Here is a 13,849-nt window from a genome sequence, read left to right on the forward strand (position 1 = left end):
ATCGTGCTACGACGCGTTAACTTAGCGATATGTCATCCGCCGCTTCGCTGCTCATGGTGCTCGTCTTAGCTTTCGTGGCCCCGCTCCTGTCGGACCTCATCCGGCGGGTGATCGTCCCGGTCGCTGTCGTCGAAGTATTGCTGGGCATCGCCTTTGGGCCGCAGGGATTCGGGCTGATCAAACTGGATCCTGTCGTGATGGCCCTGTCGACGTTCGGGCTGCTGTTCTTGTTCTTCCTAGCCGGTCTAGAGGTGGACTTCGACAAGATCGCCGGGCGGCCGCTGCGGATGGCGGGGCTTGGCTGGGTCATCTCTTTCGCGCTCGCCTTGGTAGCAGCAGCTTTGCTTCACGCGGTGGGCCTGCGAGCGGCGATCCTGTTCGCAGGGCTGGCCATGTGCACGACAGCTCTGGGCACGCTCTTGCCGATCCTCGGCGACACCGGCCAAGGCGACTCCGCGCTCGGCCGTTACGTGATGGCGGCTGGCGCGGTCGGTGAGTTCGTGCCGATCGTGCTTTACGCGGTTCTGCTCAACCCGCATGGCAAACCGCTGAGTGCCGTGATCGCGCTCAATCTGTTCGTCATCATCGTCCTGTTTGGACTGTGGGCGGCCCGCAGGTGGAATCCAGAGAACCTGACCCGGGTCATCCGCGACACCATGCACACGTCAGGTCAGGTCGCCGTGCGGCTTTCCATGGTGCTGCTCGCGGGCTCGGCCTTCGTCGCGGTGCGCTTTGGCCTCGAGTCGTTGCTCGGAGCGTTCGCCGCAGGCGTGCTGGTGGCGCAAGTGTTGCGCCGCATAGACAAACCGGCTGAGGTCAAAGCGGTCTTCACCAAATATGAAGCCGTCGGCTTTGGACTGCTGATCCCGTTCTACTTCATCATCACCGGCGCGAAGTTCGACCTCAACGCGCTGCTGGCCTCACCATGGCTGTTCGCGTTGGCAGGGCTGTTCGTGGTGCTGTTCTTCGTCATCCGCGGCTTGCCCACCGCGCTGCTCGCCCGCGCCGATGTCGGCGGGTCCGTGCGGCCGCTCGGACTGCTTGTGGCCACACAGCTTCCGCTTGTTGTCACCATCACCGATGAGGCGGTGAAAGACGGTCACATGTCACCGGGCGTCGCCTCCGCCATGGTGGGCGCCGCGATGCTCAGTGTGCTGCTGTTCCCGACGCTCGCCCTAAGCCGTGGCCGTCAGCTGGCCTCGGCCCCGGCTGGCCTGGACGGGCGCAGATAGCGGTAAAGCCACGTCAGGCCGGCGACGATGAGAGCGATGCCAAGGGCCCAGCGGATGTCCGTCCGCAGCGGGCCAACGAGCGTGTCATAGACGGTGCCTGCGGTGTTGGGCGCCACGATTGCGCGTGCCGCGTACGTCGCCGCGCCAAGCAGGATCATGGCGACGACGATGCCGAGCGCGGTGATCAGGAGGGTCCGCAAGCGGTTGGGGGACAGGAGAAGGGCGATCAGCAGCAGCACGGCAGCGAGCACGGGAACCGCCCACCGCAGCACTTGAAAGATGCCGAACCATTGCTGTGCCTTGCCGATCGAGGGCGATGTCACGACGGTGTATTGCGTTTGGACGGCTGGAATCCGTTCCGCGAGCTGAAAGCCCGCCGCGACAAGACGGTTCTTGGCTGCCGCCACGATCGGCCCGATGTCGATGGTGATGCTGTCCCCGCTGGTGCCGACAATCCCACGCTCACCCTGTCCGGTCAGGACGGCCAAGAATCCAGCGTGCGCCGCCCGGTTGGCGTCGGTCCAGATCTGCGCGAACGTGCCGCTGGACACCACGCTCTGCACGGTGTTCTGCACGAAAGTCTGCAGGGCGCTTTCGATCGGGCCTTCTAAGGCGAGCAGCCCCCTCGTCGCCGTGGGCGGAAGGTCAGCGGTCATCGAGGTGAGCAATGAGGACAGGTCGAGGTGGCTCATCACCTCAGTGGTCACCCGGGTCGTGACAGCGGTCTGCACGTCGGGGTCGCCGGCCAGTGGTGCGACGGTCGCCACGTAGCGGTCAGCGTTGAGCACGTCGCGATTGACCCACACGAGCAGGACGGACGGAATGGCGAGCACAGCCACTAGCACCGCGAGGACGGTCGCGGTTACGGTCCGCCCGGTCGATTTACTCATATTTCTACCTTAGGAACAAAAACCGCATAGCCTGGCGAAAGTAGCACTTAATCGTGGAGGTGTGGCGAATGAGCCAGACAGCGGCACAGGTAGGTGAGCCAGAGCGCGAAGCCGGAAAGTGGTGGTGGGTATTCCTTGTCACCGGTGTGCTCTGGTTGATCATCTCCCTCATCATCCTGAGGTTCGACACGACTTCGATCGTCACGATCGGTGTCCTTGTTGGAGCGGTGATTCTTGCGGCTGGAGTCAACGAGTTCATCACCGGGGCCCTGACCAAGTCAGGCTGGCGCTGGCTGAACTTCGTGCTTGGCGCGATCTTCGTGGTGTTCGGAACGATCGCGATGTTCAGCCCCGGCCGCACGTTCTGGGCGATGGCCGCGATCATCGGCTGGTTCCTGCTGTTCAAGGGCACCTTCGACATCGTCATGGCGTTCGTGACGAAGCACGAGAACGAACTGTGGTGGCTGCTGCTCGGCGTCGGGATCATCGAGCTGCTGCTCGCGTTCTGGGCCGCCGGCGGGTTTGGCCGCAAGGTCCTGCTGCTCGTGGTCTGGGCGGCGGCGGCCGCGCTAGCCCGGGGCATCACCGAGATCATCACAGCGTTCCGGCTTCGCAAGCTTCACAAGGGCAGTGAGGTCCCGCCCGCGGCACCGACCGGCCGGATGACGCCGGCCGCTATCTAAAGCGGACTGTCCCAAGGACACGAAGGCACCGGGAAGGCCCCGGTGCCTTCGTAACATTCCGTTAATCCTACCTTGCACATAGGATATATATGCTTTTCCCATGAGCATCACCAAGCCGGATTGCCGGTCAAGTGACTGTCCGAAAACGACAAAAGGCCCCGCCGTGCGGGGCCTCATGTTATCCGTCGCGAAAGGACGCCACTATGCCATTGCTTCCTCGCCCTCCATGGCCTGCTCGTCGATCCTGTCGTGATCGTCAGCCCGGTGCGGCTCGTCATCGTCGAACGTGACGTCTTGGGTGAACGGGATGGGCTCGCGCGGCCGGATGATCGGGTAGAGCGCCGTCGCCTCGTTGGAGTTGGCCACGTGGCTGCGCAGCTCTTCCATCGCCGCTTCGCTGACGGAGGCCTCGGCCTGCTCCAGCTTTTCGACGATCTGGGCGGACATCTTGCGAGTGAGCGTGGCCCGGCTGGTTTTGACACTGTCTTCGGGCTCGAGCTGAGCGTCGCGTTCCTCGGTTAGCGAACGGCCCCATAGGCTCGCCGCCGCGGCGATGACCACGATCTCGGCCACGTTGAGCTTCTTGGCCAGCTTGGCTTCGGCTTCGCCGGCGCCCTCTTCGGCTCGCTTGAGTGCCCGGACGTCGACGTCGCCAAGGCCAGCCCGGGTGATCTCACGCATCTTCTCGGCAGCCTGAACCACGGGCGACGGTGCCGCCGCGTCAGCGTCGGCCGGGTCCGGCAGGTCGAGATCGAGGAAAGGCCTCCGGAACGGCGTCGCTGTGATGACTTCCCGCAGGTAGGACGGGCTAAGTGAGGTGCCCGGCACCGGTTCGCCGAGGTGGATGGACGCGTCCCCGAGGAAGAGATCAGACAGGCTGATCCGGTGCCCGAGGGCGCTGCTCAGCACGAAGGGCAACGCAATGAGCTGCTCGGCGGTGAGAGCTTTCTGCCCCTTCTCGACACCAGTCACCCAGGCTGGAGTCCAGGACAAGCCAAAGTTCGTGGCAGCCCTGGCAATATCTTCGGGCCCGACGCCAGCGGTAGCAGAGCGAAGCCTTTGAATATTTGCGGCTATGAGTTCGCGCAGGTTCTTCGGGTGGTTCACGTCTGGACGCTACCGAGTGACAGCGTGTCAAATCAATGTCAGTTTTCCTACCTAGATCCGTTTGCGCAGCACAAGCGTCCGTTTGGATGAGGTGTCTTCTACGTCACGATTCACTGGCACATCGTAATCAGCGACTACCTCGAATCCTTCTTTTGGTGCATATGCCCGCCCGGGATCGCCGACAAGCACCAGACTCACCGCACTTCGGTCCAAGAACGCCAGAATCCGCTCTGACATCTCCCGGCTATAGAAGATGTCACCCGCGAGAATGACGTCGGCGTCCGAAGTGGACCCGAGGAGATCACCGAGCTCGAACTTGACCTCCACGCCGTTGGCCTTCGCGTTGACCGTGGTCGCGCTTTCGGCGTACCCATCGATGTCATTTGCGGTGACCGAAGCGGCGCCGGACCTGGCCGCGGCGATGGCCACGAGCCCGGATCCGGAGGCTAGATCGAGCACCCGCTGGCCGGCCACCAAGGCGGGGTTATCCAGGACATAGCGGGCGAGCGCCTGGCCCCCAGCCCACGCGAAGGCCCAGAACGGCGGCGCCTCGAGTTCGGATTTCTCCCAGATCGGGACGACCTCGTCAGCCAAGTGCAGCTGGATCTCCGGAACGAACGGCAACTGCGTCAACTTGGTATGACTAAGCACGAATGTGTGCATGGAAACGCTCCCGGGAAAAGGTACGAACAGCTCAGGTGCCAATTAGTGTGCCAAACCTCACGAGCTCTAACGCCGAACCTAAGCGAGCGTTTAGCTTTCGCGAAACACTGGAAAAGCGGAAGCGGAGGTGCTCGATGACGAAGTATGTGTACGACTTCTCCGAGGGTCACAAGGGTCTCAAGGACCTGCTCGGTGGCAAGGGCGCGAACCTGGCCGAGATGGTCCGCCTTGGACTGCCAGTTCCCCCAGGTTTCATCATCACCACCGAGGCGTGCCGGACTTATCTGCACGATGGTAAGCCGCCCGTCTCGCTGGAGTCCGAGGTGGACGAGCACCTGTCCGCGCTTGAGCGCAGCATGGGCCGCAAACTGGGCGACCCGCAAGATCCGTTGCTGGTGTCGGTGCGCTCGGGCGCGAAGTTCTCGATGCCCGGCATGATGGAGACGGTGCTCAATGTCGGCCTGACCGATGAGTCGGTGCGGGGATTGGCCCGCGTGAGCGGCAACGAGCGCTTCGCGTGGGACTCCTACCGCAGGCTCATTCAGATGTTCGGCAAGACGGTGTGCGGGGTGCCGGAGTTTCCGGCGATGGACGATCCGCGCGAGGCCGTCACCGAGTACAAGCGGATCTTTCGTGAGCACACCGGGCGTGACTTCCCGCAGGACCCCCGCGAGCAGATGGAGATGGCGATCTCTGCCGTCTTCGACTCGTGGAACACCGAGCGTGCCGTCATCTACCGGCGCCAGGAGCGCATCCCCGCCGATCTCGGCACCGCGGTGAGCATCGTCGCGATGGTGTTCGGAAACCTCAGCGACGACTCGGGCACCGGCGTGGCGTTCACGCGTGACCCCGCGACCGGGCAGAAGGGCGTTTACGGCGACTACCTGGCCAACGCGCAGGGCGAGGATGTCGTGGCCGGCATCCGCAATACCGTTGCGCTAGACCAGATGCCCGCCGCTTGCTACACCGAGCTGCGCTCCATCATGTCCACATTGGAGAATCACTACCGCGATCTTTGCGACATCGAGTTCACCGTCGAGCGCGGCAAGCTCTGGATGCTGCAGACCCGCGTGGGCAAGCGAACCGCCGCCGCCGCGTTCACCATCGCGTGCCAGCTGGTTGACGAGGGCATCATCACGCTCGATGAGGCACTGTCGCGAGTGACCGGGGCCCGGCTGGCCCAGCTGATGTTCCCCACGTTCGACATGTCGTCGGACCCGTCACCCATAGCGTCTGGCGTTCCGGCTTCACCCGGGGCCGCGGTGGGCAAGGCCGTGTTCACGTCACAGGCCGCGGTCGCCGCTAAAGAGCCAGTCATCCTGGTACGCCGTGAGACCAACCCCGATGACCTGCCTGGAATGATTGCGGCCCAGGGGATTCTCACCTCCCGGGGCGGCAAGACGTCACACGCCGCGGTGGTGGCGCGGGGCATGGGCAAGACCTGCGTGTGTGGCGCTGACGCGATGCAGGTCGGGCCAACCTCGTTCACCGCCAACGGTGTCACCGTGAACGAGGGTGACGTCATCTCCATCGACGGCACGACGGGCGCCGTTTACGTTGGTGCGATTCCGGTTTCAGCGTCGGAAGTCGTGCAGTACTTCGAGGGAACGCTGGAGCCCACGGCCACTCCGCTCGTGGCGGCGGTCGACCGGCTGATGACCCACGCGGACAGCCGGCGTCGGCTAGCCGTGCGCACCAACGCCGACAACGGCGAGGACGCGGCGCGGGCGCGGCGCTTTGGGGCGCAAGGGATTGGGCTGACGCGCACGGAACACATGTTCCTTGGTGAGCGCCGCGAGATGGTGGAGCGGCTGGTCCTGGCGACCTCACCGGCTGAGCAACGGCGGGCGCTTGAAGAGCTGCTTCCGTTGCAGCGCGACGACTTCGTGTCGATCTTTAAGGCGATGGGACCGCTGCCGGTGACGATCCGGCTCATCGACCCGCCGCTGCACGAATTCCTTCCCCCGCTTGAGGAACTGGCCGTCAAGGCGGCTCTTGGGGAGGCGTCGGAGCACGAGAAGGAACTGCTGAGCGCGGTCCGCCGGATGCACGAGCAGAACCCGATGCTCGGGCTGCGCGGCGTTCGTCTCGGGCTCGTCATCCCTGGCCTGTTCGAGATGCAGGTGCGGGCGATCGCCCAGGCGGTCCGCCAGGTGCCGGGCGCTCAGCCGGAAATCATGGTGCCCTTGGTGGGCGCGGTTCAGGAGCTCGAAGCCGTGCGCGCGGCGGCGATCTCGATCCTCGTGGACGAAGGCGCGCCCAACCTGCCGATCGGCACGATGATCGAGGTGCCCCGGGCGGCGCTGACCGCCGGGCAGATCGCTCAGGCGGCCGACTTCTTCTCCTTCGGCACCAACGATCTGACCCAGATGGGCTGGGGCTTCTCGCGCGACGACGTGGAGGGCTCGTTCTTCAGCCGCTATCTGGAGCTGGGCATTTTCGGCGTCTCTCCATTTGAGACACTCGACAACGAGGGGATCGGCCGGCTAGTCAAGATCGCGGTCGAGGAAGGCCGGGCAGCCAAGCCTGACTTGAAGATCGGGGTCTGTGGCGAGCACGGTGGCGACCCGGCATCGGTGCATTTCTTCCACGCGTCCGGATTGGACTACGTGTCGTGTTCACCCTTCCGGGTCCCGGTCGCCCGACTGGAAGCTGGCCGCGCTGTCCTTCTGGCGGAAGGCAATGTAGACGAATAGGCTTCATCAATGGGACTGCGCTGGCATGGAACAGGGGTAGCTGCCATGGATCCGGCCCGGCTCGGTCGGTGGTGGGCCGAGGTGCTGGGAGTGCGCGTGGTCTACGAGAAGCCCGATATGGTGGCGCTTCCGGGCCTGATCTTCGTGCGGGCGACCGAACCGAAGGCAGGCCCGAATCGCCTCCACATTGAACTGACGTGCGATGACCTCAGAGCCGATGTCGAGCGGCTGCTCGACATGGGCGCGCGTCACGTGCAGACCAATCCCGTGCCCGCCTCCATCGTGCTCGCCGACCCGGAAGGCAACGAGTTCTGCGTTCTAGCCCCGTTGAGCTAGTAGTGTGAGGAAGGTGGCTGACGACGAACGGTTCGCCCCCGAGCCCGCGAAAGACACCGTGCGCGGGCCTTATGAACGCGACCGGGCCCGGGTGCTGCACTCGGCCGGTTTCCGCCGCCTAGCCGCCAAGACCCAGGTCCATACCGCCGGCACGGATGACTTTCTGCGCACGAGACTCACCCATTCCCTTGAGGTGGCTCAAATCGCCCGTGAGATGGGCTCCCGGCTGGGCTGCGATCCCGACGTCGTCGACGTCGCCGGCCTCGCGCACGATCTCGGGCACCCGCCCTTTGGCCACAACGGTGAGGATGCTCTCGACGTGGTCGCCCAGCCTTGCGGCGGGTTTGAGGGCAACGCCCAGACGTTGCGTGTGCTGACCCGGCTGGAAGCCAAAGTGGAGGGTGCCGGGCTCAACTTGACCCGTGCCTCACTGGACGCCACGTGTAAATACCCGTGGCTGCGCCAGCCAGGCGAGCGCAAGTTTGGTGCGTATGCCGACGACGAGCCCGTTTTCGACTGGCTGCGCGAAGGGCGCGGGCCGGACCAGAAGTGCCTTGAGGCGCAGGTCATGGACTGGGCCGACGACGTGGCCTATTCCGTGCACGACGTTGAGGACGGCATCTTCTCCGGATTCATCGACGTGGGCAAACTACTGTCCGATCCGGACGAACGAGCCGCCTTCGAGGACGCCCCGCTAGCGGAATTGCTTGCTGACCCTGCTTTCTCGGTGCTCGCGCACTACGACGGGTCGCACAAGGCGCAGATCGCCCTCAAGACGTTCACGAGTCACACGACGGGCCGTTTCGTGGCGGCCGCCGTCAACGCGACGCGGCTTAAGTACGGCTTCAACCCGTTGCGCCGCTACGACGCTGACCTGATCATCCCGCCCGCCGAGCGAGCCCACTGCGCGCTGCTCAAGGCGATAGCGGTCCGTTACGTGATGCGCCGCCGGGGCATGGAGCCGTGGTACGAGCAGCAGCGCCAGATCCTGACCGAGCTCGTGGAAGTGTTGTCCGAGCGGGCACCGGAGGGTCTCGATCCCGTGTTCGGGCCGCTCTACAAAGAGGCAGCCGACGATGCCGCCCGGTTGCGCGTCGTCATCGATCAGGTCGCTTGCCTGACCGACCCCGCCGCCATCCAGTGGCACCGTGAACTGACCGCCAAACGCGCCTGACAGAATAGGAAGCATGGCTGGTGGAGGCAGGATTCGCGATGAGGATATCGCCCTCGTCCGGGAGCGCAGCTCTATCGTGGATGTGGCCTCAGAGCAGGTAACTCTTAAGCCAGCTGGCGGCGGCAACCTCAAGGGCCTGTGCCCTTTCCACGATGAGAAGACGCCTTCGTTCACCGTCGCCCAGGCCCGCAATGTGTATTTCTGCCACGGTTGTGGGGCCGGCGGCGATGTCATCAACTTCGTCCAGAAGATCGACCACCTGACCTTTATGGAAGCCGTTGAGCGGCTGGCCGACCGGGCGGGCATTCAGCTGCGCCGGATGGAAGGCGGGTCGGCTCCGGTCAAGCAGGCCGGGCAGCGCCAGCGCCTGGTCGAAGCGCACAAGGCCGCGGCGGCCTTCTATGCCGAGCAACTCCTCACGCCCGGGGCACGGGCTGCCCGGGAGTTCCTGGCACAGCGGGGTTTCGACCGGGCGGCGGCTGAGAAGTACGGCTGCGGTTTCGCTCCTGACGGCTGGGATCTGCTCACCAAACACTTGCGCCAGTTGGGGTTCACTACCGCCGAGCTGGAGACCGCCGGGCTCGCGAAGCCGGCTCGCTCGGGCAGCCTGATCGACCGGTTCCGCCGGCGGCTGCTGTGGCCGATCCGCGACGTGAGCGGCGATGTCATTGGCTTCGGGGCCAGGAAACTGTTCGACGACGATGACGGCCCAAAATACCTCAACACCCCGGAAACGCCGCTATATAAGAAGTCCCACGTGCTCTACGGCGTCGACCTGGCCAAGCGGGAGATCGCCAAGCAGGGGCGTGCCGTCATCGTCGAGGGCTACACCGACGTCATGGCCTGCCACCTCGCGGGCGTCACCACGGCCGTCGCCACTTGCGGCACAGCCTTCGGTAACGATCACATCGGCGTGCTGCGGCGGCTCCTGCTCGACAGCGACACCTTCGCCGGCGAGGTCATCTTCACCTTCGACGGTGACGCGGCCGGGCAGAAGGCCGCGCTGCGGGCCTTCGCCGACGATCAGCGGTTCGTGGGCCAGACCTTCATCGCGGTCAGCCCCGACAACATGGACCCGTGTGAATTGCGTCTGGCCAAGGGAGATCTGGCCGTGCGGGATCTGGTCGCCTCGCGTGAGCCGCTCATCGCCTTCGCCCTGCGCTCGACCATGGCGCGCTTCGATCTGGACACCGTGGAGGGCCGCGTCGCCGCGCTGCGTGCCACCGCGCCGATGGTCTCCAAAATCAAAGACAAGAGCCTCCTCAATGGGTACGCCATGCGCCTAGCCGGAGACCTCGGCGTTGAGGTTGACGAGGTCCGGCGGGCCGTGGCCACGGCAGCGGGCAAGGAAACGGCACAGGCCCCCAAGCCCCGTCAGCCCGCCGCTGGCGACCCGAGACTGGTCGTCGAGCGGGAGGCGCTCAAGCTCGCCATCCAGTCGCCTGTGCTCGCTGGGCCGGTCTTTGACGCCGTGGACGGTTCTTACTACTCCCACATTCCACATCAGATGGTGCGCGCCGCGATCGCCGAAGCCGGGGGAGCGGTGGCCGGCGTGAGCGGGCCCGGCTGGATCAACAGCGTGCGCGACCTGTGCCCCGACCTCGCCGCGCAGGTGCTCGTGATGGAGCTGGCCGTCGAGCCGGTCCACTATGACAGCGAACCCGACTCGGCCTATGTCAACGTCGTGCTGGCCCGGCTGCAGCTCGCTGGGCTCAAGCAACGCATCGATGACGTTAAGTCGAAGCTGCAGCGCATCAACCCCGTCACCGAAAAGGATGAGTACCACAGCAGATTCGCCGATCTGCTCGCCCTCGAGCAGCACTCCCGTGCGCTCAAAGAGACGGCCGCGGGAGGGCTGTGATGGTTTTCGGGTTCCTGAAGCGGCGCATCCTGCCCCGTGAGCACCGGCCGCCGCTGTCGCGTGATGAGCGCGTGCTCGCCTGGGCGTTCACTTCCGGCGGGGTGCCCACGAGAGGACGGGACACGGCGGAACCTGAGCCGGATTCCCGGCGGAACGGAGGCGAGACGGGCGCTGCCCAGAATTCCGGCGACCCGATCGTGGCGACCAACCTCGGGCTTTGGGTGCGCGGGACGCGCACGGACTGGCATGACATTGCCAAAGCGGTGTGGGACGGCAGTGTTCTCTCGGTGATCGTTTCCACGCCGGTCGTGGCCCGGGACGGTTATGTCGTCGTGGCTGACGCTGAGCCCGTGCGCTATCCGGTTTCCGAGCCGGGGCACTTGCCGCACCAGGTGCGCCTGCGGGTCACCAACTCGGTGCGCAACGCCTCGCATCACGGGCTGCCCGGGGGAGGCGGGGTGTGGATCGCGGCTCGCCGAGTACCAGGAAAAGATGGGTTGTCCTGGATCGTTCGCTATGACGCCGGGACGGATGCCGATGATCCAGCGGTGACACTGGCGACCGACGAGATCTTTAGGGAAACCCATTGGAGAACTGTCGGAGGGTCCGAGTAGCGTCGCTTTTGTGACACAGGAACCTCTTATCTATGCCCGTGACCTGGTCAAAAAGTTCGGGGATTTCACCGCCGTCAATGGGATTGATTTGGAAGTCGCGCCTGGAGAGGCGTTCGGGTTCCTAGGGCCAAACGGGGCCGGAAAATCCTCAACGATGCGCATGATCGGCTGCGTCTCCACGCCGACCTCCGGTGAGCTGCGCATCCTCGGCATGGATCCGGTGCGCGACGGCTCGCGCATCCGGGGCAGGCTTGGCGTGTGCCCCCAGCTCGACAACCTTGACCCTGACCTGACCGTGTTCGAAAACCTCACGACCTACGCGCGCTATTTCGGGATCCCGCGCTCCGAGGGGCGCCGCCGGGCGGCCGAGCTGCTGGAGTTCGTGCAGCTGACCGAGAAGGCCGACGGCAAGGTCGAGCCGCTGTCCGGTGGCATGAAGCGCCGCCTGACCATCGCCCGCGCGATGGTCAATGAGCCCGATCTGGTGCTGCTCGACGAGCCGACGACCGGGCTCGATCCGCAAGCCCGGCATCTGTTGTGGGAGCGGCTGTTCCGCCTCAAACAGGCCGGCACGACGCTCGTGCTCACGACCCACTACATGGACGAGGCGGAGCAGCTGTGCGACCGGCTCGTCGTCATGGATGGCGGAAAGATCGTGGCCGAGGGCTCGCCACGGCATCTCATCGATACCTACTCCACCAAGGAAGTGGTGGAGCTGCGGTTCGGCTCCGACACGCCAGCGTCCTATGTGGACAAACTTGAGGGCATCGGCGACCGGCTCGACCCGCTGCCCGACCGGCTGCTGCTCTACAGCGCTGACGGCGAGGGCGCGGTGAGCGAGGTGCACCGCCGCGGTTACACGCCGTCGAGCGTCCTCGTGCGGCGCTCCACTTTGGAGGATGTGTTCCTCATCCTCACCGGCCGGACGCTGGTGGATTAGCCATGGCCGGAACGCTCGCCATCCTCGAACGGCACCTGACCATCTACAAACGCAACTGGTATGCCTCGGTCTTCTCGTCGTTCATCCTGCCGGTGCTGTTCGTCATCAGCATCGGCATCGGCGTAGGCAGCTACGTCGGCACGGTCGACGGCTGGGAATACTTGTCCTACATCGTGCCTGGCGTGCTCGCCTCGGGCGCGTTCCAGACGGCGATCGGGGAGTCGACCTTCCCGGTGCTTGGCGACTTCAAGTGGAGCCGGGCCTATCACGCGATGCGGGCCACCCCGTTACGCATCAAGGACATGATCTTTGGCTGGCAGCTCTACATCCAGATCCGTGTCTTCATCGCCTCGGTCATCTTCCTCGTCGTGAGTGCGATTTTCGGTGCCGTGCACTCGCCGTGGGTCGTGGTCACCCCGCTCATCTGCGCCCTCGTGGCGCTAGCGACAGCAGCACCGGTAAGCGCGTTTTCGGCCGGCCTCGAAAACGACTCCTATTTCGCGCTGCTGTTCCGCTTCATCGTCATCCCGTCCACGTTGTTCGCTGGAGTGTTCTTCCCAGTGACGCAACTGCCGCTGCTCGTGCGCCCGCTCGCCTACGCCTCACCGCTGTGGCACGCGGTGGAGCTGTGCCGGGCCGCGATGCTGGGCACCCCGCCGCCCTGGCCGGTGGCCGTGCACGTGGGCTACCTGATCGTTCTCGCCGTCGGCGGCCTCTACTGGGCAGACCGCGCCTACTCCAAACGACTCAAGGACTGACGATGGTCACGACATATGCCGTCGTTCGCGGCACCGAGTTGTCCACGCCCTCCCGCGTGGCGTCCATCCTCAACCGCAACGTCTCCGCGCTGCGGTCAGGGCCGTCCTACTGGCTTGTCCTGTTCTCCGGGTTCTTCGAGCCGGTGCTCTATCTGCTGTCCATCGGCGTGGGCGTTGGTGCCCTGATCGGCAACATCGAGATCGGCGACAAGGCCCTCGGCTACGCGGCGTTCGTGGCGCCCGCGATGCTGGCCGTTTCGGCGATGTCGGGCGCGCTGGCCGAGACGACCTTCAATTTCTTCTTCAAGTTCAAATACGTCAAGACCTATGACGGCATGCTCGCCACCCCGCTCAAGCCAACGGATATCGCGATCGGCGAGCTCGGCTGGGCCATGCTGCGGGGCTCCCTTTACACCGGGTGCTTCCTGATCGTCATGATCGCGATGAATCTGACCACTCCGTTCTGGGCATTGGCCGCGTTTCCGGCGACGATGCTCGTCGGTTTAGCCTTCGGCGCGGTCGGCATGGCGATCAGCACGATGATCCGTGGATGGCAAGATTTTGACCTCGTGTTCACGGGGCAGTTCGCGATGTTCCTGTTCTCCGGGACCTTCTCGCCGGTGCAGAACTACCCGCTCGCGGTCGAGATTCTCATCGGCCTCACCCCGCTGTATCACGCGGTCGAATTGGTTCGCGGTTTGGCGACCGGGGTGCTGGGCTGGGGAATGCTCGTGAATGTCGCCTATCTGGCGCTCATGACAGTGGCGGGTTTGATGGTGGCAAGCCGCCGTATGGCAAAGATGCTACTGGCCTAATGCATTTGCAGGTACGTGAATGAGTCGGTGAGGTGATCTTCGCTTCATCGACTCATTTGTTACGATCGATTTGTCTGATG

At 64.7% G+C, this 13,849-nt stretch carries 13 protein-coding genes; 10 read left to right on the forward strand and 3 right to left on the reverse strand.

Annotated elements, in window-relative coordinates:
* The first annotated feature begins 29 nt into the window (after positions 1–29).
* The gene (locus A3E1_RS0118740; RefSeq protein ID WP_020522333.1) at positions 30–1,232 is read left to right on the forward strand and encodes a cation:proton antiporter; all 1,203 of its coding nucleotides are present in this window, start codon (positions 30–32) and stop codon (positions 1,230–1,232) included.
* On the opposite strand, the gene A3E1_RS40910 is transcribed toward A3E1_RS0118740, so the two are convergent.
* A complete protein-coding gene (locus tag A3E1_RS40910; RefSeq protein ID WP_020522334.1) occupies positions 1,190–2,122 on the reverse strand; it encodes a hypothetical protein in 933 nt (310 codons plus the stop codon). The genes A3E1_RS0118740 and A3E1_RS40910 overlap by 43 nt on opposite strands.
* A 68-nt stretch (positions 2,123–2,190) precedes the next feature.
* Between A3E1_RS40910 and A3E1_RS40915 the strand changes: the two genes are divergently transcribed.
* Positions 2,191–2,805 carry an HdeD family acid-resistance protein gene (locus A3E1_RS40915; RefSeq protein ID WP_020522335.1) on the forward strand — a complete coding sequence of 205 codons (615 nt, stop codon included), beginning with the start codon at positions 2,191–2,193 and terminating at the stop codon, positions 2,803–2,805.
* A gap of 201 nt (positions 2,806–3,006) precedes the next feature.
* Here A3E1_RS40915 and A3E1_RS0118755 read toward each other — a convergent pair whose 3' ends face one another.
* On the reverse strand, positions 3,007–3,912 hold the full coding sequence (locus tag A3E1_RS0118755) for a hypothetical protein (protein WP_157631598.1): 906 nt from the start codon (positions 3,910–3,912) through the stop codon (positions 3,007–3,009).
* Positions 3,913–3,963: 51 nt separating this feature from the next.
* The gene (locus A3E1_RS0118760; RefSeq protein ID WP_020522337.1) at positions 3,964–4,575 is read right to left on the reverse strand and encodes a class I SAM-dependent methyltransferase; all 612 of its coding nucleotides are present in this window, start codon (positions 4,573–4,575) and stop codon (positions 3,964–3,966) included.
* Between the two features lie 134 nt (positions 4,576–4,709).
* Between A3E1_RS0118760 and ppdK the strand changes: the two genes are divergently transcribed.
* Genes ppdK through A3E1_RS0118800 form a run of 8 tightly spaced genes read left to right on the forward strand, consistent with a single transcriptional unit; the run spans position 4,710 to position 13,769 of the window.
* Complete coding sequence (gene ppdK / locus A3E1_RS0118765; RefSeq protein ID WP_020522338.1) at positions 4,710–7,271, forward strand: pyruvate, phosphate dikinase; 2,562 nt, start codon at positions 4,710–4,712, stop codon at positions 7,269–7,271.
* 9 nt (positions 7,272–7,280) lie between these two features.
* Positions 7,281–7,607 (forward strand): VOC family protein, encoded by a 327-nt coding sequence (locus A3E1_RS0118770; RefSeq protein ID WP_026208584.1) that lies wholly within the window; start codon positions 7,281–7,283, stop codon positions 7,605–7,607.
* A 13-nt stretch (positions 7,608–7,620) separates the two neighbouring features.
* Positions 7,621–8,781, forward strand: coding sequence for a deoxyguanosinetriphosphate triphosphohydrolase (locus A3E1_RS0118775; RefSeq protein WP_020522340.1), 1,161 nt, complete (start codon positions 7,621–7,623; stop codon positions 8,779–8,781).
* A gap of 13 nt (positions 8,782–8,794) precedes the next feature.
* Positions 8,795–10,642, forward strand: a complete 1,848-nt coding sequence (dnaG, locus tag A3E1_RS0118780) for a DNA primase (protein WP_020522341.1) — start codon at positions 8,795–8,797, stop codon at positions 10,640–10,642.
* Positions 10,642–11,256, forward strand: coding sequence for a hypothetical protein (locus tag A3E1_RS40920; RefSeq protein ID WP_020522342.1), 615 nt, complete (start codon positions 10,642–10,644; stop codon positions 11,254–11,256). The genes dnaG and A3E1_RS40920 overlap by 1 nt, the downstream gene beginning before the upstream one ends.
* A 10-nt stretch (positions 11,257–11,266) precedes the next feature.
* Positions 11,267–12,196, forward strand: coding sequence for an ABC transporter ATP-binding protein (locus tag A3E1_RS0118790; protein WP_020522343.1), 930 nt, complete (start codon positions 11,267–11,269; stop codon positions 12,194–12,196).
* 2 nt (positions 12,197–12,198) lie between these two features.
* Positions 12,199–12,954 (forward strand): ABC transporter permease, encoded by a 756-nt coding sequence (locus tag A3E1_RS40925; protein ID WP_020522344.1) that lies wholly within the window; start codon positions 12,199–12,201, stop codon positions 12,952–12,954.
* Between the two features lie 2 nt (positions 12,955–12,956).
* Entirely contained in the window at positions 12,957–13,769 is an 813-nt protein-coding gene (locus A3E1_RS0118800; protein ID WP_020522345.1) for an ABC transporter permease, read from the forward strand.
* The last annotated feature ends 80 nt before the right edge of the window (positions 13,770–13,849 follow it).

The sequence above is a fragment of the Catelliglobosispora koreensis DSM 44566 genome (assembly GCF_000379685.1).
In the GTDB taxonomy this organism is placed as follows: domain Bacteria; phylum Actinomycetota; class Actinomycetes; order Mycobacteriales; family Micromonosporaceae; genus Catelliglobosispora; species Catelliglobosispora koreensis.